Source organism: Alteromonas salexigens, from assembly GCF_025628895.1.
Classification (GTDB): domain Bacteria; phylum Pseudomonadota; class Gammaproteobacteria; order Enterobacterales; family Alteromonadaceae; genus Alteromonas; species Alteromonas salexigens.
Window position 1 is genome coordinate 215,206 of the sequence record NZ_JAOTJC010000013.1, and the last position, 18,404, is coordinate 233,609.

Annotated in this window: 19 protein-coding genes; 8 read left to right on the forward strand and 11 right to left on the reverse strand. The window is 52.0% G+C overall.

All coding sequences use genetic code 11. The features are described 5' to 3' along the window. The first annotated feature begins 1 nt into the window (after position 1). The 8 genes from hisD (at position 2) to lepB (ending at position 6,986) form a co-directional block, all read left to right on the forward strand. On the forward strand, positions 2 to 1,309 hold the full coding sequence (hisD, locus tag OCL06_RS15490; protein ID WP_262996200.1) for a histidinol dehydrogenase: 1,308 nt from the start codon (positions 2 to 4) through the stop codon (positions 1,307 to 1,309). Then, a complete protein-coding gene (gene hisC / locus OCL06_RS15495) occupies positions 1,302 to 2,384 on the forward strand; it encodes a histidinol-phosphate transaminase (protein ID WP_262996202.1) in 1,083 nt (360 codons plus the stop codon). Before hisD ends, hisC begins: the two co-directional genes overlap by 8 nt. After that, on the forward strand, positions 2,381 to 3,451 hold the full coding sequence (hisB, locus tag OCL06_RS15500) for a bifunctional histidinol-phosphatase/imidazoleglycerol-phosphate dehydratase HisB (RefSeq protein ID WP_262996204.1): 1,071 nt from the start codon (positions 2,381 to 2,383) through the stop codon (positions 3,449 to 3,451). Before hisC ends, hisB begins: the two co-directional genes overlap by 4 nt. Beyond that, positions 3,451 to 4,053, forward strand: a complete 603-nt coding sequence (gene hisH / locus OCL06_RS15505) for an imidazole glycerol phosphate synthase subunit HisH (RefSeq protein ID WP_262996205.1) — start codon at positions 3,451 to 3,453, stop codon at positions 4,051 to 4,053. Before hisB ends, hisH begins: the two co-directional genes overlap by 1 nt. Next, on the forward strand, positions 4,053 to 4,790 hold the full coding sequence (hisA, locus tag OCL06_RS15510) for a 1-(5-phosphoribosyl)-5-[(5-phosphoribosylamino)methylideneamino]imidazole-4-carboxamide isomerase (protein WP_262996207.1): 738 nt from the start codon (positions 4,053 to 4,055) through the stop codon (positions 4,788 to 4,790). The genes hisH and hisA overlap by 1 nt, the downstream gene beginning before the upstream one ends. After that, positions 4,772 to 5,572, forward strand: coding sequence for an imidazole glycerol phosphate synthase subunit HisF (gene hisF / locus OCL06_RS15515; RefSeq protein WP_262996209.1), 801 nt, complete (start codon positions 4,772 to 4,774; stop codon positions 5,570 to 5,572). Before hisA ends, hisF begins: the two co-directional genes overlap by 19 nt. Then, positions 5,569 to 6,186 (forward strand): bifunctional phosphoribosyl-AMP cyclohydrolase/phosphoribosyl-ATP diphosphatase HisIE, encoded by a 618-nt coding sequence (hisIE, locus tag OCL06_RS15520; protein WP_262996211.1) that lies wholly within the window; start codon positions 5,569 to 5,571, stop codon positions 6,184 to 6,186. The genes hisF and hisIE overlap by 4 nt, the downstream gene beginning before the upstream one ends. Positions 6,187 to 6,344: 158 nt before the next feature. Further along, the gene (gene lepB, locus OCL06_RS15525) at positions 6,345 to 6,986 is read left to right on the forward strand and encodes a signal peptidase I (RefSeq protein ID WP_262996213.1); all 642 of its coding nucleotides are present in this window, start codon (positions 6,345 to 6,347) and stop codon (positions 6,984 to 6,986) included. Between the two features lie 94 nt (positions 6,987 to 7,080). Here the strand turns inward: lepB and OCL06_RS15530 are convergent, their stop codons facing one another. The 11 genes from OCL06_RS15530 to OCL06_RS15580 form a co-directional block, all read right to left on the reverse strand. Next, positions 7,081 to 8,208 (reverse strand): alanine racemase, encoded by a 1,128-nt coding sequence (locus OCL06_RS15530; RefSeq protein WP_262996215.1) that lies wholly within the window; start codon positions 8,206 to 8,208, stop codon positions 7,081 to 7,083. Positions 8,209 to 8,211: 3 nt separating this feature from the next. Next, positions 8,212 to 8,607 carry an MAPEG family protein gene (locus OCL06_RS15535; protein ID WP_262996217.1) on the reverse strand — a complete coding sequence of 132 codons (396 nt, stop codon included), beginning with the start codon at positions 8,605 to 8,607 and terminating at the stop codon, positions 8,212 to 8,214. Between the two features lie 147 nt (positions 8,608 to 8,754). Further along, complete coding sequence (gene adk / locus OCL06_RS15540) at positions 8,755 to 9,399, reverse strand: adenylate kinase (protein ID WP_262996219.1); 645 nt, start codon at positions 9,397 to 9,399, stop codon at positions 8,755 to 8,757. Positions 9,400 to 9,608: 209 nt separating this feature from the next. Continuing rightward, complete coding sequence (htpG, locus tag OCL06_RS15545; RefSeq protein WP_262996221.1) at positions 9,609 to 11,531, reverse strand: molecular chaperone HtpG; 1,923 nt, start codon at positions 11,529 to 11,531, stop codon at positions 9,609 to 9,611. A 98-nt stretch (positions 11,532 to 11,629) separates the two neighbouring features. Next, positions 11,630 to 12,229, reverse strand: a complete 600-nt coding sequence (gene recR / locus OCL06_RS15550; RefSeq protein WP_262996223.1) for a recombination mediator RecR — start codon at positions 12,227 to 12,229, stop codon at positions 11,630 to 11,632. Positions 12,230 to 12,237: 8 nt separating this feature from the next. Then, positions 12,238 to 12,564, reverse strand: coding sequence for a YbaB/EbfC family nucleoid-associated protein (locus tag OCL06_RS15555; protein WP_262996225.1), 327 nt, complete (start codon positions 12,562 to 12,564; stop codon positions 12,238 to 12,240). 37 nt (positions 12,565 to 12,601) lie between these two features. Further along, positions 12,602 to 15,037 (reverse strand): DNA polymerase III subunit gamma/tau, encoded by a 2,436-nt coding sequence (gene dnaX, locus OCL06_RS15560; protein WP_262996227.1) that lies wholly within the window; start codon positions 15,035 to 15,037, stop codon positions 12,602 to 12,604. A gap of 10 nt (positions 15,038 to 15,047) precedes the next feature. Next, the gene (gene apt / locus OCL06_RS15565; protein WP_262996229.1) at positions 15,048 to 15,584 is read right to left on the reverse strand and encodes an adenine phosphoribosyltransferase; all 537 of its coding nucleotides are present in this window, start codon (positions 15,582 to 15,584) and stop codon (positions 15,048 to 15,050) included. Positions 15,585 to 15,845: 261 nt separating this feature from the next. After that, positions 15,846 to 16,598 carry an HvfC family RiPP maturation protein gene (locus OCL06_RS15570; protein WP_262996231.1) on the reverse strand — a complete coding sequence of 251 codons (753 nt, stop codon included), beginning with the start codon at positions 16,596 to 16,598 and terminating at the stop codon, positions 15,846 to 15,848. Further along, entirely contained in the window at positions 16,598 to 17,440 is an 843-nt protein-coding gene (locus OCL06_RS15575; RefSeq protein WP_262996233.1) for an HvfB family MNIO-type RiPP peptide maturase, read from the reverse strand. The genes OCL06_RS15570 and OCL06_RS15575 overlap by 1 nt, the downstream gene beginning before the upstream one ends. Before the next feature lie 110 nt (positions 17,441 to 17,550). Beyond that, positions 17,551 to 18,057 (reverse strand): HvfA family oxazolone/thioamide-modified RiPP metallophore, encoded by a 507-nt coding sequence (locus OCL06_RS15580; RefSeq protein ID WP_262996235.1) that lies wholly within the window; start codon positions 18,055 to 18,057, stop codon positions 17,551 to 17,553. Positions 18,058 to 18,404 lie beyond the last annotated feature (347 nt).

Genomic DNA, 18,404 nt, shown 5'->3' on the forward strand with positions numbered 1-18,404 from the left:
GATGATAATCTGGTCTGAACTTAATTCAGCTGACCAACAGGCCGCATTGGGCCGCCCTGCGGTCACAAACAGCGCAACATTGCGTGAGACCGTGGGCAACATCATCGCTCAGGTCAGACAACAGGGTGATGAGGCAGTTTTGTCACTCACCCAGAAGTTCGATTGCGCAGATCTTTCCAGCCTGATACTCGATCAGCAAACACTGACGCGGCTGGCGGACGCGGTCACCGATGAGGTGAAAGCGGCAATCGACACCGCGTACGACAACATTGTCGCGTTTCACGAGGCCCAGCGTCCTGACGACATTACCCTGACTACGTCGCCGGGTGTGGTGTGTGAACAACGCTTCACCGCGCTGGATGCAGTGGGGCTATACATTCCAGGCGGCAGTGCACCATTGCCATCCACGGCCCTTATGCTGGGAGTGCCCGCTAAAGTAGCCGGTTGTGCCCGTAAAGTGCTATGTACTCCGCCTAATGCGCAAGGCGAAATCGCCCCCGAAATTGCTTATGCCGCGCGGAAAAGTGGCATTACCGAAGTGTATCTGTGTGGCGGTGCGCAGGCGATCGCCGCCATGGCGTTTGGCACTGAGTCTATTGTTAAAGTTGATAAGATCTTTGGCCCGGGTAACAGCTTTGTCACGGAAGCGAAACAACAAGTTAGTCTGAGTCCGGAAGGTGCAGCCATAGATATGCCGGCTGGCCCCTCGGAAGTGCTGGTGCTTGCCGATGGCACTGCAGATCCGGCATTTGTCGCGTCTGACTTATTGTCCCAGGCTGAACACGGTCCGGACTCCCAGGCAATCCTGGTGTCACCAAGTGAAGCGCTGATCACCAAGACCAAATCTGAGGTTGAACAGCAACTGGCAAAGTTATCGCGCACGGCTATTGCCCGTGAAGCTATGAAAAATGCCCGTTATATTCTCACGGAAAGTCGCCAGCAAGCTATTGAAGTGAGCAACCAGTATGCGCCTGAACATTTGATTGTCCAGCTGGACGCCCCCCGCGAGGCCATGGCGCACATTAAATATGCCGGCTCAGTGTTCCTCGGCCCCTGGACGCCGGAATCTGCCGGCGACTACGCATCTGGCACTAATCACGTTCTGCCCACCTACGGCTATGCACGTAATTATTCCAGTCTGGGCTTGCTTGATTTTATGCGACGTTACACTGTGCAGGAAGTCAGTGGTGAAGGTATGCGTAATCTTGGTCCAACAATTATCACGCTGGCCAACGCCGAAGGCCTGGATGCCCACAGTGAAGCAGTAGCCCTGCGCCTGGCCGCGCTAAAGGACAATGACAATGAATAAGCTGGTAAAGTCGTTAATGAACGACAATTTGATCCCATTAAAGCCGTACGAATCAGCCCGCCGATTATTTTCAGGCGGCCAGGACTGGCTTAACGCCAATGAGTCACCGTATGCCAGTGACTACCAGATAGACAGCGAGAACTTCAACCGCTACCCCTCCTGTCAACCGACCGCGGTGGTGGAAAGCTATGCCCGGTATGCCGGCGTCCATACTGACCAGGTGTTAGTCACGCGGGGTGCCGATGAAGGTATCGAATTGCTCATCCGGACCTTTTGCACGCCAGGAAAAAGTAATGTGCTGATTTGTCCGCCCACTTACGGGATGTACGCTATCAGTGCGGAAACCTGTGATGTTGGCGTTCGCCAGGTGCCGCTTAATGATGACTTTTCATTAGATGTGGACGGGATCTGTGCGCAACAGGATGTGAACCTGTTGTTTATTTGTTCGCCCAACAACCCCACAGGCACCCGGGTTGCGGCAGCCGACATTGAGCGTGTGCTGTCTCACTTCGCCGACTCGGCGTTGGTGGTAGTGGATGAGGCATACATAGAATTCGACGACGGCGACGCCTGGGCTGCGCGGCTTGATGAATTTGATAACCTGGTGATCCTGCGCACCTTGTCGAAAGCATTTGGGCTGGCGGGATTACGGTGTGGCTTTACGCTGGCCTCAGGCGACATTATTCGCTCACTGATGAAGGTCATTGCGCCCTACCCTATCCCGGAACCTGTGGCGCAGATAGCAGCGCAGGCGCTCAGTGATGAGGGGGTTACCCGGGTCAACGTACAGGTTAAGAAATTGAATCTGCTGCGAAATACACTGCAAGAAGAACTTGCCCAGCGCGCGGGAATTACCCTGGTCGGTGACATCACCGCCAATTTTGTGCTGTTTCACTTTGCCGACTGCGAGGCACTGATGGCCTTCCTGGTAGAAAACGGCATGCTTATTCGCAACCAGTCCAAGCAGCATAATCTGCAAAACTGTCTGCGGGCGACGGTGGGTAATGAAGACCAGAATGCCCGACTGTTATCCCTTATAGACCAATTTATTGAACAAAAAGGAGTGTCGGCATGAGCCAGCAAGCCATTCTATTTATAGACCGCGACGGCACACTGGTTGAAGAGCCGCCGGTAGACAAGCAGTTAGACAGCCTGGAGAAGCTGGTATTTGAACCTGACGTAATCCCCGTGCTGTTGAAATTACAGGCCTCCGGTTTTTCACTGGTTATGGTGAGCAACCAGGACGGACTGGGCACCGACAGCTTCCCGCAAACCGACTTTGATCTCCCCCACAATGCCATGATGCAAGTGTTTACCAGCCAGGGGGTAAAGTTTGACGATGTGTTGATTTGTCCGCACTTTGACAGTGATAACTGTAGCTGTCGCAAACCGAAGTTGGGACTGGTCAAAGACTATCTGCAACAGGGCAAGGTGGACTTCACCCGCTCATATGTCATTGGCGACCGTGACACTGACATGCAACTGGCAGAGAACATGGGGATCCGCGGTTTACGCTACGATCCTACAGACATGAACTGGCGTGCCATTGAAAAAGCACTGCTGGCGTCATCACGCATTGCGGAAGTCACCCGCACCACTAGCGAGACCGATATCAATGTGAAGGTAGATTTGGATTCTACGGAAAAATCCACCATTGCCACCGGCATCGGTTTTTTCGACCACATGCTGGATCAGATTGCGACCCATGCCGGGTTTGAAATGCAGGTCACAGTAACCGGCGACTTACACATTGATGACCACCACACGGTAGAAGACACCGCGCTGGCATTCGGTGAAGCGATGAAAAAAGCACTCGGCGACAAACGAGGTATTGGCCGCTTCGGGTTTGCGTTACCGATGGATGAGTGCCGCGCCGAATGTATTATGGATATCTCGAATCGCCCTCACCTCAAGTTTGAAGCTGAATTCAGCCGCGACCAGGTTGGCGAGATGGCCACCGAAATGGTGCCCCACTTCTTCTATTCGTTAGCGCAAAGCATGGGGCTGTCTTTGCACTTATCCACGTCCGAAGGCAATGCACACCACCAGGTAGAGAGCCTGTATAAGGTGTTTGGTCGGGCGCTGCGTCAGGCCATTACCCGTCAGGGCGACGCGCTGCCAAGCAGTAAGGGAGCGCTGTAATGGGCCAGCAAGTTGTTATTGTAAACACCGGCTGCGCCAATATTTCATCCGTAAAGTTTGCGCTGGAGCGGCTCGGTGTGCAGGTTACCGTCTCTGCTGAAGACGCGGTCATTAAAGGGGCCGACAAAGTGTTTTTACCCGGCGTAGGCACCGCTTATGCAGCCATGCGCTCAATTGAGCAAAAACAGCTGACGCAAACCCTGCAGCAACTGGAACAGCCCGTATTGGGCGTGTGTCTGGGAATGCAGCTTATGGTAACCACGTCGGCGGAAAGCCGACGCGGCGATGTGACCTGTTTAGGATTGATGCCTGGCCACGTGGCACGTATGCAGGCCGGCGACCTGCGTCTGCCGCACATGGGCTGGAATACGGTGACACCTAAACCCGGCAGTGCACTGTTTGCCGGGATCCCCAATGAGACCTTCTTTTACTTTGTACACAGTTATGCCGTGCCGGTGTATGAGAACACGCTGGCCGAATGTAGTTACGGACAGCCTTTTTCAGCGGCACTCCAGTACAACAATTACATGGGCGTACAGTTTCACCCGGAGCGATCCGGCGAAGCCGGTGCACAACTGCTAACCAATTTTGTGAACCTGTAATGATTATACCAGCAATTGATTTAATAGACGGTAGCGTGGTCCGTCTGTACCAGGGCGATTACAATCAGAAAACCGAATACAGCCTGGACCCGGTTGACGTTGTGCACCGCTATGCCGACGAAGGGGCTGAATGGCTGCACATCGTGGACCTGACCGGCGCTAAAGATACCAGCAAACGCCAGCTGTCACTGATAAAGCAAATGGTAGATACCAAGCGCATGGCTTTTCAGGCTGGCGGCGGAATTCGCAGCGAACGTGAAGTGGAACAACTGCTTGAGTCTGGTGTAAGCCGGGTAGTAGTCGGTTCACTGGCCGTGAAAGACCCGGCCACCGTCAAACAATGGGTGAGTCGTTATGGTGCCGAGCATATTGTACTGGCACTGGATATCAACATTGATGAGGCCGGAAACAAATTCATTGCTACGCATGGCTGGCAGGAAAACTCCGGGGTGTCTCTGGAAGCCATTCTGGACGACTTTAGCGAGGTTGGTGCTCAGCATGTGTTATGCACCGATATCAGCCGGGACGGCACCCTGCAAGGCGCTAACGTGGCCCTTTATGAAGAAGTCAGCAAACGCTTCAGTCAGGTTGCCTGGCAGGCATCCGGCGGTATTGGCGGCTTGCCGGACATTGCCGCCCTCAAGCCCAGTGGCGTCAGTGGTGTGATTTTAGGCAGAGCACTGCTGGAAGGTAAGTTCACGGTGAAGGAGGCTATCGCATGTTGGCAAAACGCATAATCCCGTGTCTGGACGTCAGAGACGGTAAAGTCGTTAAAGGCGTACAGTTTCGGAATCACGAAATTATTGGTGATATTGTGCCATTGGCCGAGCAGTACGCAAAAGCCGGGGCCGACGAGCTGGTGTTCTATGACATTACTGCCAGCTCAGACCAGCGCGTCGTAGACAAAAGCTGGGTTAGCCGGATAGCGCAGGTTATCGATATCCCCTTCTGTGTGGCCGGTGGCATTAAATCTGTTGAAGATGCCGGTCGCATTCTGGAAATGGGCGCCGATAAAATCTCTGTCAATTCACCCGCACTGACCAACCCTGATCTTATTAATGAATTGCACGATGTGTATGGTCAGCAGTGTGTGGTTATCGGTATCGACAGTTTCTTTAATGCCCAGTCGGGCAAATACGAAGTGTACAAATTTACCGGTGATGAAAGCCGGACGCAGCAAACTCAGTGGAACACTGCTGACTGGGTAAAAGAAGTACAGCAGCGCGGTGCCGGCGAAATTGTCCTCAATTGTATGAATCAGGACGGCGTGCGCAAAGGCTACGATGTTGAGCAGTTGCAGGCCATACGCGCGGTTTGCAATATTCCGTTGATAGCATCCGGTGGTGCCGGTGAAATCAGTCATTTCGCCGACGTGTTTGCCCAGGCCGACGTCGATGGCGCATTGGCCGCCTCGGTATTTCACAAGGGGCTGATAAACATCATGGAACTGAAAGAAGCGCTAACCGAAGTGGGTATTCCCATGCGCCGTCATCATGGATTAACAGGAACGCAGTTATGATTACAGAACACAACATGAACCAGCTCGCCTGGGACAAGATGGACAACTTGCTGCCGGCGATCGTTCAGGATAACCGTTCCGGTAAAGTACTCATGCAAGGCTACATGTCGCCCGAGGCCCTACAAACTACTTTATCATCAGGAAAAGTCACCTTCTTCAGCCGCTCCAAAGAGCGACTATGGCAAAAAGGCGAAACCTCCGGGAATACCCTGGAGCTGGTATCAGTCAGTGCCGACTGCGACAACGACGCATTGCTGGTATTAGCCCGCCCTAACGGACCCACCTGTCACACCGGTGCAGAATCCTGTTGGTTTAATGGTGACGTGACCGACTTTACTTTTCTGGCAGATCTGGAATCTGTGCTTTCTTCACGAAAAGGTGCCGATGCCGAGTCCAGCTATACCGCTCGTTTATACAGTAAGGGCATTAAACGTATCGCTCAGAAAGTAGGCGAAGAAGGAGTTGAAGCGGCTCTGGCCGCCACGGTGCAGGATAAGGAAGAGCTGTTGAATGAGTCAGCCGATCTACTCTATCACCTGACCGTTCTGCTTCAGGCCAGCGATCTGTCCCTGCAACAGGTGATTGACGTATTGCGTGAGCGCCACAAAGGCTAAACGCTCATCATTCCCACGCCCCGCTTCTCCGGGGCGTTTATTTGCCCTGCCTCACTGTCTGTGAAAGCCCGTCGCTTGTAGTAATTTGTAACATCTGCTTCTGAACCATCTCTTCCCTGGCCCACTCTTACTACCACGAATATATTCAGGGACCGACGATGAAAAAAGCAAAATTAACCGCATTCTGGCAGGCCAATAAACAATTCATTTTATTTGTGGTGCTGCTATTTTGTTTCAGAAGCAGCTTTGCAGACTGGTACGACGTACCCACCGGCTCAATGAAGCCGACGATAGTGGAAGGTGATCGGGTTTTCGTAAATAAAATGGCATTCCGGCTGGACTTACCGTTTACGGATATCGCGGTATTTAAAACCGGCAGCCCGATGGCCGGGGATGTCATTGTGTTTCAAAGTGAAGCGGCTGATACCCGGTTAATCAAACGGGTGGTAGGTGTGCCCGGCGATGTGGTGAGCATGCTTAACAATCAGCTCACCGTAAATGGCAAGCAAGTCGCCTACTCACACGCGGACGATACCCTTGAAGAACACCTCACCGGCTACGGCCATCGTATTCAGCTTACGCCGCCGCTGTCGCCGCGCCATTCGTTCGCACCGGTTACCGTGCCACAGGGCCATTATCTGGTCCTCGGAGATAACCGCAATCACAGCGCCGACTCTCGCTATTATGGATTTGTACCCGAACGGGAATTATTGGGTAAAGCTACCCGGGTAGTGTTTTCGCTGGATCCTGAGAATTATTATCTGCCCCGTACAGAGCGTACGCTTATAAGTATGCGTTAGTCAGTGAGTTTCCCGTAACCTACAGGCGCGCAATGCGCCTGTGGCCGTGTATGAGTCATCCTAGCAGTAAGGCTCGTCCGGACTGTCGTCCGGCTTACCAGCCGTTAACCCGTGACCAAACCGCCTGCGTCTGCATGTGCGCATCGACTACGGTGTACTGAGAAAACTGACTGGCAGTAGCACATGCATGTACCGGCAGGATCCTTAGCATCTGCCCGAACCGGAACATATCGGTAGCCACCTTGCCCCCGTCTCGATGGCAAATAATGCCATGTTCCTGATTGGTGTGTGCCACATACCAGCCGTCCAGTAGCTTCCCCTCTAAATCGCACACCAGACCGTACCCACAGTCAAAGGAGGTAGTTGCCGTGCCGGTGTCTCTCGATAACGCCATCCATCCGGCATCAATGAGTACCTGCCCTTTGTGGGGCTGGGTGCCAATGACCGAGGTGAGCACCGACAGCGCAATATCATCTACCTTACACACATCAAGGCCAGCCATAACACAGTCGAATGTGGCATAGACCCCCGCACGAATTTCTGTGATACCGGTCCGGTCCACATCTTCCAGTGCGGTAGGTGTTGAGCCTATCGACACCATCTGACAGGTGAAGCCATGTTCAGTGAGGTGTCGCACCGCATGCTGCATACGGGCAACTTCCTGTTCAGCCATATCGTGCCGGGCGGCGGGCGTGAAGCTGCCATAGGAGGCGCCTGCATGAGCGACCAACCCATGGAACTGCAGTTTTTCAGCCTTGCAAAGCAATGTGGCAATGTCGGGCAGCGCCTCAGCGTCAGGCTGAATACCTGCGCGATGTCCGTCCACATCGACTTCAATAGCAACTTGCAGAGTATGCGGCGACTGCCACGCCTCAGACAGTGCGCTGGCGCCTGCCACGGAGTCCACCATAACCGTTAGCTGGGCACCGTCGGCTACCAGACTGGCGACCTCTGAAAGTTTATTCGGCGTGACCACCACCGCATAGAGAATGTCGCGGTAGCCGGCAGCCAGGAAGTAACTGGCCTCGGCCAGAGTGGATACGGTGATGGGCGTACCTGGCGGGGCATAATAGCGAGCAGCAGCCACGCTTTTCAATGTTTTTACATGGGGGCGCAGCTGGCAGCCTTGTGCCGCCACATGATTAGCGACACGCTCCACGTTACGTTTGAATTTGGCCTCGTCAATTAGGCAGGCCGGGGTCATCATGGTGTTTTCAGGCATGGGCTACATATTGAAGTGAATGACAACCAGGTTAGCGCAGGCTGCCAGGAAAATGGCCAGAAAAGTGAAGATCATTCCCACAAAACGCTGCCAGCTGGCTCCCTCATGCTGGCGTAGTCCGTACGCGTGCAGCAACCGGCCAAACAGCAGCAGGCAGCAAATCCCGTGTATAATCCAGTTGTATTCACTGTTGCCTTCCAGGCAGGCAATCATAATAAGCGTAATAGGCACATACTCACTGAAGTTCCCGTGCGCCCGGGATAAACGCCGCAGATCTTCATTACCGCCATCCCCGAGACTGACGAAATTCCGGCGTCTTGCACCTATCACCAGTAACGACAGATACAGGTAACACAAACCCAGTAGGCTCGCGTAGAACGCGGTAATCGGTAGAATCATTGCTCCTCACTTAAGCACAAACGGCTGTAATGTTTCCATGGATAATAGTTTCATTGTGGCAAGCTTCTGTTTCGCTGGCAAAATTTTCTTTATTTTATTAGCGCGCACAAAAAAGGCCGCAAATGCGGCCTGTTGAGGTGCCTGGCGTTAGCCCAGCAGCTCAGAGAGCTGACGACTTACCTGTTCAACAGGTTGCGTGCCGTCGAGCTTGTGATACTCGCAGTTGCCTTTGCTGGCTTCTTCACTGTAATAGTTTACCAGTGGCTTGGTCTGCTCATGGTAAACGCCTAAACGTTTACGCACAGTCTCTTCTTTATCATCATCGCGGATAATGAGTTCGTCGCCGGTCACATCATCTTTGCCTTCAACTTCCGGAGGATTATACACCACGTGATAAACCCGTCCTGATGCAGGATGCACACGACGGCCACCCATACGCTCAACAATCACATCGTCAGGCACGTCAAATTCAATGACATGATCAATCACAATGCCGGCGTCTTTCATGGCGTCGGCCTGAGGAATGGTGCGCGGAAAGCCGTCAAGCAGGAAACCATCTTTACAGTCATCCTGGGCTATACGCTCTTTAACCAATCCGATAATGATATCGTCAGATACCAGTTTGCCTTCATCCATAACGCGTTTGGCAGCCATACCTAACTCGGTACCGGCTTTAATGGCAGATCTCAACATATCACCGGTTGAGATCTGTGGGATCCCGTATTTCCCCATCAGGAACTGAGCCTGAGTTCCCTTACCGGCACCCGGGGCGCCAAGTAGAATAATTCGCATGTGCGCGCTCTCCGCTTAATTTAATTTACTGACGGCACTTTACACATTCAGTCTGAGGGTGACAAGTACAAGGAGGGTTTCTCTAGCAGGTTCTGCCTAATCCGGTGTCAATCCGGCTAAAAGCGCCTCAAATCACCTCTTATAGCCGCATATAAGGAACATAAAAAAACGGGCCTGATGTGGCCCGTTTTCGTCATACGTATCTAACGTTATTTCGCCAGATTCATCAGCAGCGTATTCAGATTACGCACAAAGCTGGATGGATCTTTCAGGCTTCCCTGTTCAGACAGCGCAGCCTGATCGAAGAGTACTTCTACCCACTGATTGAACACTTCTTCGTCCTGCATACCCGACAGCATCTTCACTAACTGATGCTCCGGGTTCAGTTCAAAGTGGTACTTCACGTCCGGCACCGGCTGACCGGCGGCCTGCATGAGTTTCATCATCTGCGTTGTCATACCGTTTTCGTCGGCCACGATGCAGGCTGGTGAGTCGGTCAGGCGGTGAGTAAACTTAACGTCTTCAACCTTTTCGCCCAGTGCCTTTTTCGCACGCTCAAGAATGCCTTCTACTTCTTTCTCGGCTTCTTCCTGAGCTTTTTTCGACTCTTCGTCTTCCAAGTCGCCAAGGTCCAAATCGCCTTTCGCGATAGACTGGAACTGCTTCTCGTTAAATTCAGTCAGGTGCGACATCAGCCACTCATCAATGCGCTCACCCATCAGCAGCACTTCGATACCTTTCTTGCGGAAGATTTCCAGGTGCGGGCTGTTCTTCGCTGCGGCATAGCTGTCAGCAGTCACATAATAAATCTTATCCTGACCTTCTTTCATGCGCTCAATGTAATCGGCCAGTGAAACCGTTTGCGCATCAGAGTCATTGTGCGTTGACGAGAAGCGCAGCAGACCCGCAATTTTCTCGCGGTTTGAGTAGTCTTCAGCAGGCCCCTCTTTTAGCACGGTGCCAAACTCGTTCCAGAACGACTGGTATTTATCCGCATCGTTCTTGGCCATTTTCTCAAGCATTTGCAGGGCACGCTTGGTGCAACCCTGGCGCAGTGCCTGAGTAACCTTATTGTCCTGCAGAATTTCACGAGACACGTTCAGCGGCAGATCGTTTGAGTCTACCAGGCCTTTAACAAATCGCAGGTAAGTCGGCATGAACTGTTCGGCATCGTCCATAATGAAGACGCGCTGCACATACAGTTTCAAGCCATGTTTTTGATCCCGGTTCCACATATCAAAGGGTGCTTTGGCAGGAATATACAGCAGGCTGGTATATTCGTTTTTCCCTTCCACTTTGTTATGCATCCACGCCAGCGGATCGCTGAAATCGTGTGAAATATGCTTGTAGAACTCTTTATATTCTTCGTCAGAAATCTCTGACTTTTCGCGGGTCCACAAGGCCGTTGCTTTGTTAACCGTTTCCCATTCACCTGGCTGGCCGGGGATTTTTTCACCGTCTTCACCTTCCCGCTCAGGCACTTCATCTTTCCACATCAATACCGGAATGCTGATGTGATCGGAATATTTGTTCACGATAGAACGTAAGCGCCAGTTGTCGGCAAACTCTTTTTCATCGTCACGCAGGTGCAGCACGATGTCAGTACCACGGGTTGGCTTGCTGATCTCGGCGATAGTAAATTCACCTTCACCGTCAGAAACCCACTCTACTCCAGCATCCTGATCGGCGCCGGCGGCACGGGTGCGTACGGTGACTTTATCGGCAACGATGAACGCGGAGTAGAAACCTACCCCGAACTGACCAATAAGCTGAGAATCTTTGGCTGAATCGCCAGACAACTTATTAAAGAAGTCTTTGGTTCCTGATTTGGCGATTGTCCCCAGGTTAGCGATAACCTCGTCGCGGGTCATACCGATACCGTTATCAGAAACGGTGACGGTGCCTGCCTCTTTGTCGACAATCAGTTTCACGCTCAGATCGCTGTCATTTTCGTACAACGCTTCGTTTTCAAGCGCGCGGAACCGCAGTTTGTCTGACGCGTCGGCGGCGTTGGAAACCAGTTCGCGTAAGAAGATTTCTTTGTTGGAATACAAAGAATGAATCATCAGACTTAATAGTTGTTTTACTTCGGTCTGGAAACCATGGGTTTCTTTATGGGCCGTTTCAGCCATAATCCGGAATCTCCTCGTTGATTGGATCATATAACACTTCACGAGGTAGGGGTGGCAGCGGCGCTTTTCAAGCACCGCAAGCACATTTTTTTATCAGTTCAGACTTTGCGTCGACCTGAAAATGCGTGGGTAAGGGTGTTGCCGTCGATGTATTCCAGTTCGCCGCCCACTGGTACCCCATGGGCGATACGGCTGGCATCTACTGAGGCATTAGCACACAGTTGGGCAATGTAGTGGGCAGTGGCCTCCCCTTCTACGGTAGGATTGGTAGCCAGTATCACTTCACTGATCCGACCTTCCTGCAACCGGGATTCCAGTTTATCCAGGCCAATTTCGTCGGGCCCAATACCATCGATGGGAGACAGGTGCCCCATCAGCACAAAGTACTGGCCTTTGTATGACAGGGTTTGTTCAATAGCCAGCACATCCTGCGGGCTTTCTACAATACACAGCAAGCCGCTGGCTTCCCGCTCGGGGTGACGGCATATTTCACAGACCTCATCTTCGGTAAAGGTCCGGCAACGCTGGCAGTGAGTAATATGCTCCATGGCATTGTGCAGCACATTACTCAGGCTAAGCGCCCCTTCACGGTTGCGCTCCAGCAGATGAAAAGCCATACGTTGTGCGCTCTTGTTGCCCACACCGGGCAGACAGGTCAGCGCATTGATCAATTCCGCCAGTAGCGGGCTAAACTTCATCGTTTAAATTAAAACGGCATTTTGAAGCCAGGCGGTAGTGGCATACCACCAGTCACGTCGCCCATTTTTTCCTTGCTGGTTTCCTGTACACGACGCACACCGTCGTTGAAAGCTGCTGCAATCAGGTCTTCCAGCATGTCTTTATCGTCTTCCATCAGGGAAGGATCAATTTCCACACGGCGAACGTTGTGATTACAGGTTAAGGTAATTTTCACCATGCCGGCGCCGGCTTGCCCTGTGACTTCCAGTTTACCCAGCTCTTCCTGAGCTTCTTGCATGCGCTCTTGCATCTGCTGCGCCTGCTTCATGATATTTCCCATTCCACCTTTAAACATAATCTTTCTCACTCTAAGTCGGTTACTGGTAACGGTGTTACCGTGCTTTCACTGACTCCGCTACAATCGAAGCCTGAAACGTATTAAGTAGTTGCTGAATGGTAGTGTCTGAGTTGACTACCTGTTCTGCATGTTGCTGGCGCATAGCCTGAATACTTTGCTGTATCTGAAAAGGTGTACGCTGCGGGTTGCCGAGTTGGATCTGCAACGTAACCTTGCGTCCCAACGCTTCACACATTGCCTCGGTCAACTGCTCTACTGTTCCGTTATTTAATAGATGCGCCTGATTCTCATCTAATTCAAGGGTAACCTGCTCATCGTTTTCTGAATAAGCAGAATGTAGTGCAACCTGCTTCAACAGCCCGGCGACGGGCATCGCCTCAACCAGCTGACTCCAACGATCAATCTGACTGGCGTGAGTTAACTTGGTATTATCGTCCAGATAAGCCGATAATTGCGCTCCCTGGTAAGCTGCCGGTGCCTCACTGGCTGCGCCAGCAGCGTGTTCAGGCGCGTGTCCGGAGGTCTGAGCCGACTCACGTATCTGCGTTTCTGGCTCTGATTCTTGCTTAACAGGCTCATCTGCCAGCGTATCCGGTTGCGGCGTTGGCTGACGGGTTTCCCATGGCGGCGCGTCGGCTTGCGCATCTGTGACTTGTTCTGGCGCTGCAGATGGAGCTGGCTGACCGATGCTGTCCGACGGTGCCGGTCTTCGCATTCGCGCCCCTAAATCGGTTAACGAACGCTCTGCCGGTTCTTCAGACTTTTTTACGCCGGACTGGCGGGACTCCTCACGGGCTTTCTTCAGGCGCTGACGTAGTGCCAGCATATCCTGAGTGGTCGTGAGATCCGTATCCGGCGCCTGTGTTTCTGCCGGTGCTGGGTAATCCATGTCATCATAGCCCTGCTCCGGTGGCATATCTTCATAAGCCGACAGCGGTGGCTGCTCATCGCTGGCAGGTCCGGTATCAACAGCGGCTTCTGCTGAGGGAGCGGGCGCTGACTCAGGGGCAGGTCGCAAACTGTGCGCCTGCGCCTCAATGCCCTGCATTTCTGCGGTAAGCTCGCGGTTATCCTCTTCAGATTCCGCTTCTGGCTGGGAATGAGCATCTGCGTGCGACTGGCCTGAACCAGTCACCGTCGCGGTGTCAGAGTTCATCTCAGAATCCGCAGGTGCGTTATGCGATGCAGCGTCTGCGACATCAGCATTACCAGGCGCAGAAACGGCTGCGTTCGCAGATAAGTCAGCACTCTCTGTCGCAGGCTCGACGCGCAGTTGTTCGACTGACGGTGCATAGTTGGATGCAGGAACTGGTGCGGTATTAACGGGCGTCGACTGGGGCGCTTCGGGCCCTGAACTTAACAGCTCATCAACACCTTCAATGTCTGGGGTAGGAGAAAACGACATCATACGTAATACCGTCATTTCCAGACCGCTGCGCCCATCCGGTGCGTAAGGTAACTCTTTCTGCCCCTGCAGCGCGATCTGATACAGCAACTGCACCTGTTCTGCCGGCAGCGACCGGGCCAGCTGATAAATCGCTTTGGCCGCGGTGGTTTCCAGCTTGCACGCATCGGGAACCCACTGGGTTAGCGCAATCTGATGCAGGATACTGCTAAGTTCGGCCAATACCTGACTGTAATCGGGCGCCTGCTCAGCCATACTGTCAACCACGGCTAACGCCTCATCCGGAGCCTTTTTGACTACTGCATGAATAAGGCGCAATAGCTGATGTTTGTCCATCAGCCCCAGCATATCGGTAACTATCGCCGCCAGGACGTGGTTATCCCCTTGTGCTATCGCCTGATCAGTCAGACTGAGGGCGTCACGCATACTGCCCTGTGCAGCCCGCGCCAGCAAATTCAGAGCCGGCGCTTCAAACGCCACACTTTCAGCCTGAAGGATATGTTCCAGCTGACCGGTTATCTGCTCACGCGATAAGGCCTTCAGGTTAAACTGAAGACAGCGGGATAAAATAGTAATGGGCAGCTTCTGCGGATCGGTCGTTGCCAGTAAAAACTTGACGTGCGGAGGGGGCTCTTCGAGCGTTTTCAGTAGTGCGTTAAAACTGTGCTTGGACAGCATGTGCACTTCGTCAATCAGGTATACCTTGTAGCGGCCCCGGGTGGGTTTATATTGCACGTTATCAAGCAACTCCCGGGTGTCCTCCACCTTGGTGCGTGATGCGGCGTCAATTTCGAGCAGATCAACATAATTACCCTGCTCAATTTCGCGACAGGTATGGCACTGACCACAGGGGTTAGCGCCCTGCCCTTCTTCACAGTTAAGGCTCTTCGAGAAAATCCGCGCAATGGTTGTTTTCCCCACTCCTCGGGTGCCGGTAAACAAATATGCATGATGGAGTCTGTCGTTATCCAGCGCATTAGAGATAGCGGACACAACGTGTTCCTGCCCTACCAGTTCGCTGAACTTACCCGGACGCCATTTTCTCGCCAGAACCTGATAGCTCATGAGTATTCCGTTAGTCGCCGTCGAATTCGCATAATGTAAAGGAGTCGATGCCCAGTTCGGTCAGTTTCTCCCGGCCACCTAAATCAGGTAAGCCAATAACGAAACCGGCATGGTTCACTTCACCGCCCAGATGGCGGATAAGTTTTGCAGAGGCGCCAATGGTGCCACCTGTTGCAAGCAGATCGTCAATCAACAGGACCTTGTCGCCCGGCTGAATAGCATCTTTATGAATTTCCAGTGTATCTGTGCCGTATTCCAGGTCGTAGCTTTCACTTACCACTTCGCGGGGCAACTTATTGGGCTTTCTTACTGGCACAAAACCAATTCCCAGCTCGATAGCCAGCGGTGCACCGAATAAGAAGCCGCGGGCTTCAGTCCCGGCAACCTTATCGAAGTTCATTGGGCGGTACTTCTCTAACAGTAGAGAGATACAACAGCTAAATGCTTTGTGGTCTTCCAGGACACTGGTTACATCACGAAACACTATACCTGGCTTGGGATAGTCAGGAACCGATTTAACAACGGATTTTATATATTCTGCAGTCACAATTTACCTTATTGATTACTAAAGCCAGAAGGTAAACCAGCCGCAAATAACATGCAGCAATGGGAATGCCAGAAGCGTTACAATAGACGCTAGGAAGTACCACTTATTGTAGACTTCTTTGAATTCTGAATTGTCAGCCATATGCGCTACCTAAAAACAATTTTCATACAAAAAAATGGGGGTAAATGGTAATCGAATCGCTGACGGAATGACAGTCAAATTACGCAGGTAACAGCTTATTCGTTGGTGTAATAAGCAAATCTAAGGGTACGCAGAAATAAGCGCGCCTTTATTTAGCAGATCCTGGACAGTAGCAGCCGCGCCCTGATGCAGTTGCGTATACGTAAACGCGGGAAGCTCATCTGCCAGGGTTGATACCACATCATCCAGACTGAGTGCGGCAGTAGACAGCTCAAGTAAATGAACCAGCCGCGCGGTCAGTGGATTGATCACCGCAAACTCTACATTGTGATCCCGGCCGCGGAAAACCATATAATAGTGGCGCTGGTCCGACGCTTCGGGGGACTGAAAATCCGGGCCGATAAGGTGCACAGGGTATTCATAAGACACCAGCGAAGCCAATGGCGATACAGTAATACTATCAGGCAGTAAACCGTTCTCTGCAAAGCACACCGGCTCATTGGTTTTACGTATGCTGATATCCAGCTCTAACCACTCGTAGTGCGCAAGCTCAGGTAGCCATAAGGGCATGTTGGCAATAATATCGGGAGCAGTAGACAGGTACTCGACGAACTCTTTGCCGATATCCGCGAAATAGGGCGACCTGCACGGATGTTCTGCAAAAAAAGCGGAGACTAATAATTTCCACAGGTCGGCAGGTAATGTTTGATGAATAACCGGAAAGCCGTTTTCGAGAAAGTTCTCAATGTTATTGCGAAATAAACTCTGATACACCGCCAGCCTGCGCTTTTCGTCCGAATTCGCAGGTTCATACTTCTCCGGTGTACGAATGGCATTAGCCAGCTGCTGTTGAAGCTGCGTTAACTCAGTCATCACACCGCGACCGTAGCAGGATTATCAGAATAACAGCGCTGGATAGTTTTGATTTTGCGGACTTCTTTTAGCAGCTCGTCCATTGCGGGAATATTGAAGTCCCGTTCCAGTAAGGTGGGAAAAACCCCGTGACGATTATAGGCTTCCTCCAGTAACGCCCATACAGGGTCAATCACCGGCGCGCCGTGAGTGTCAACTTTCAGATCTTCAGCTTCATCGAAGTGGCCTGCAATATGGCCATATACAATGCGCTCTGAGGGCAATGAATGCAGAAAAGAGACCGGGTCGTAGTTATGATTAATACTGTTGACGTACAGGTTATTCACGTCCAGAAGCATATTACAGCCTGATTGCTCCAGCACAGCCAGCACAAAATCCAGCTCGGACATTTGTTGACCGGGGGCAAGATAATACGAGACATTTTCTAATACCAGCTTCCGCTCAAGCACATCCTGAACTACTTTTATGCGCTCGCTTACGTGCGCCACCGCTTCTTCAGTGAAAGGGATTGGCATAAGATCATACATATGGCCCTGAGAGGAACAGAAACTCAGATGTTCACTGTACAGGCTAATATTGTGAGTATCTAAAAAGCGTTTAACTTGCTGAAGGTGTGTATAGTCGAGGGGATCGCTACTGCCAATAGAAAGTGACAGCCCATGGGTCGTGAACGGTGCCTGCGCTACGCATTGTTCAAACTGACGCTGAAATTTGCCCCCTAGCGGGATCCAGTTTTCCGGGGCGACTTCCCAGAAATCGACCTCCCCTGGCAACCCCTCAGTAAGTTCAGGCAGCATCTCTCTGCGCAACCCAAGACCTGCGCCACGTATTTCATTGGGCATAGGTACTCTCCACTCTATACAGACAAAAGGCTGGGCGAGTTGCAACTTGCCTCGCCCAGAGCAAAACATACATTATGGCACCGTTCGGAGGTAATAACGCCAATGGGAAGTTATAGTGCGCCGCACTTACCTTCTTTAGCTGCTTTGTCGCCGCCACATTTGCCTTCGCCGCACTTGCCTTCTTTAGCAGCTTTATCACCGCCACATTTACCTTCGCCGCACTTGCCTTCTTTGGCCGCTTTGTCACCGCCACATTTGCCTTCGCCGCACTTTCCTTCTTTGGCTGCTTTGTCGCCGCCACATTTACCTTCGCCGCACTTACCTTCTTTGGCTGCTTTGTCGCCGCCACACTTGCCTTCTTTAACCGCTTTATCGCCGCCGCATTTGCCTTCGCCACACTTACCTTCTTTAGCAGCTTTATCACCGCCACACTTGCCTTCATGTTCGGCTTTGTTACCACCACAACTAGCTTCAGGTGCAAACTGACTATAACCAGACTCCAGCGACTGCACCGCAAATGGGTTAGTTGTTTCGGCCATCACGCCCGCGGATGCAAGAGAACCTATTACCACAGCACCTAATGCCGTTGCTACGCTGGGCTTTTTAATTTGTTTCATGAGAGTACCCTCTTTTAGTTTTATTTACATGCGTTTGAACACGCACGTAATAACAGACCCCGAATACTGCAAGAACCTTTCAGACCTGTTTAATTATTTTAAATTTAATTCAAGGAATGACATACCTGATTGCGACGACTGGCACAGATTTTTGATGTGAACGGTAGCTTGAGTTTGGAAACCGCTGGCTGAGTGTAACACTTTCGCCGCACCAGGGACGGATTGTTTATCGTTCGTATTACGCAAGTTTTGTCAGTTTAATGGCTACAGAAACGAAAAAAGCCCGCTCAACTGAGCGGGCTTCTTATCGAATAGGAGCTTGGCGATGTGCTACTCTCACATGGGGA